Annotated in this window: 3 protein-coding genes; all 3 read right to left on the bottom strand. The window is 68.3% G+C overall.

All coding sequences use genetic code 11. The features are described from left to right. Positions 1–741: tetratricopeptide repeat protein (locus BIS11_RS16540; RefSeq protein WP_253586583.1), on the bottom strand; the 741-nt coding region annotated here is incomplete at its 3' end. A gap of 121 nt (positions 742–862) precedes the next feature. Next, positions 863–1,216 carry a hypothetical protein gene (locus BIS11_RS16545; protein WP_253422861.1) on the bottom strand — a complete coding sequence of 118 codons (354 nt, stop codon included), beginning with the start codon at positions 1,214–1,216 and terminating at the stop codon, positions 863–865. Between the two features lie 35 nt (positions 1,217–1,251). Beyond that, positions 1,252–1,783, bottom strand: a 532-nt coding sequence (locus tag BIS11_RS16550; RefSeq protein ID WP_253586584.1) for an ATP-binding cassette domain-containing protein, incomplete at its 5' end; no start/stop codon positions are given.

The following is a 1,783-nucleotide window of genomic DNA, read 5'->3' on the forward strand; positions in this document are numbered from 1 at the left end:
GCGCGCTTCGCTGTCGTCGCGCTCGCCCAGCGCGCTGATCGCATCAGCGCTCCAGGCGCGCTCGCCGAACTCGATGCTGGCGCGCACGCCGCGGGCGGGGGCGGCATCGCGCTCTTCCGGCGGCAGGTTGTCGAGCAGCGCGCGGCCTTCGTCGATCTGGCCTTCGCTCACCAGCACGCGGGCGAGCGCCACCTGATAGGCGTAGTGCTCGGGATACTGGGCCATCAGCGTCTGGTAGAGCTCGCGGGCGGTAGCGGTATCACCGGCCTCCAGCGCGGCTTCGGCCTGCTCCTCGGGGCTCATCGAGGCGCCTTCCGGCGCCTTGAGGTAGCGCCCCAGCCACTCGCGCACCTCCTTCTCCGATAGCGCCCCCTGAAAGCCGTCCACCAGGCCGCCCTGGCTCACGAGCTTGACGTCGGGCACCGAGCGCACGCCGAGCTGGGCGGCGATCTCCGGGTTGGCCTGGCCATCGAGGGTGGCCAGCAAGAAGCCGCCACCGTACTCGAGGGCGAGCTTCTCGAGCACCGCCAGCAGCTGGCGACAGGCATCGCTCTCCGGCGAGAAGCTGGCCAGCAGCACCGGCACCTGCATCGAGGCTTCCAGTACCTGCTGGACGTTGGCGGCACCGAGTTCGATGACGACGTCTTCACGAGCGACGCTGCCGGGCTGGCCCGCGGCGGGCGCCTGGCCTGCCGGCTCGGAGGTCAGGGTGTTGCCGGTGCGGGGATCAATGATCGTCATGGCTATCTGCGCTCTGCTGAAAAGAAAAGGAAAGCATGGCACAGGATATGTAGGCAAGGCGGGCGATATTCAAGCGGTGTCGGCCAGGCGACACCGCTTGCCGGCGCCTTCGGGCGGGGCGTTACTGCTGCTCGTCCAGCGCGTCCTGCATCTGGTCGAGCATGGTGTACATGTCGTCGCACAGCGCCTGGGAGGGCTCGTGGTCCATGCCCGGCTCCATCATCTCGAGCTCCGCCTGGTGGCGGCTCAACACCTCTTCGGCATTGCCGGCGCGGGTGATCTCTTCCATGGAGGCGGAGAGCTCCTCGGCGCTCTTGCCCTGCTCCATCTGGTTGGCAGCAAAGGCTTCGAACTGGTCGTAGAGATTCTGGTTGGCGGCCATCAGCGCCTCGGTCGAGCACGCCTGGTCCTGGGCGAACACGCCCGGTGCGGCCAGAAGGCCCGTGAGGCCGAGCAAGAAAGCGGTCTTCTTCATTGGATCGTGTCCCGTGCAAAGTGATGATAAGGCGCTCAACAGACCCGCTCCGGCGCCAGACGTTCCCTCGCGCTCGTCAAACGCCGAGGAAGCGCCGGCAGTACCGCCTCGGCGAGTGCCCGCCCTTCGCGGGAAACAAGCGACAGCGGCGTGCTCACGGCGGCGTTCTCCACCAGCCGGCCGCGCTCCATCACCAGTACCCGCGAGCAGACGCGCTCCACCAGGCGCAGGTCGTGGGTCACGAAGAGAAACGCCACGCCCTGCTCCCGGGAGAGCGTCGCGAACAGGTCGAGCATCTGGAGCTGCAGGTGCAGATCGAGGTTCGAGACCGCCTCGTCGAGCACGATCAACGCTGGGTTCGAGGCCAGCGCCCGGGCGATGCACACCCGCTGCAGCTCGCCGCCGCTGAGCTCGAAGGGGTAACGGTGCGCCATGGAGGCGTCAAGCCCGGCTCGCTCCAGCAGCTCGGCAATGCGCTCGGCGTGGTGCGCGCGCGGCAGCTCGGTCAGGTGAATCAACGGCTCGCGGACGATCTCGCCGATGGTCAGGCGCGGGTTCACCGCCCCC

The organism is Halomonas sp. 707D4 (genome assembly GCF_024158685.1).
Classification (GTDB): domain Bacteria; phylum Pseudomonadota; class Gammaproteobacteria; order Pseudomonadales; family Halomonadaceae; genus Vreelandella.

Excerpts from the sequence above, each read along its gene's own strand:
- BIS11_RS16545 (WP_253422861.1), bottom strand. The coding sequence starts at position 1,216 with ATGAAGAAGACCGCTTTCTTGCTCGGCCTCACGGGCCTTCTGGCCGCA.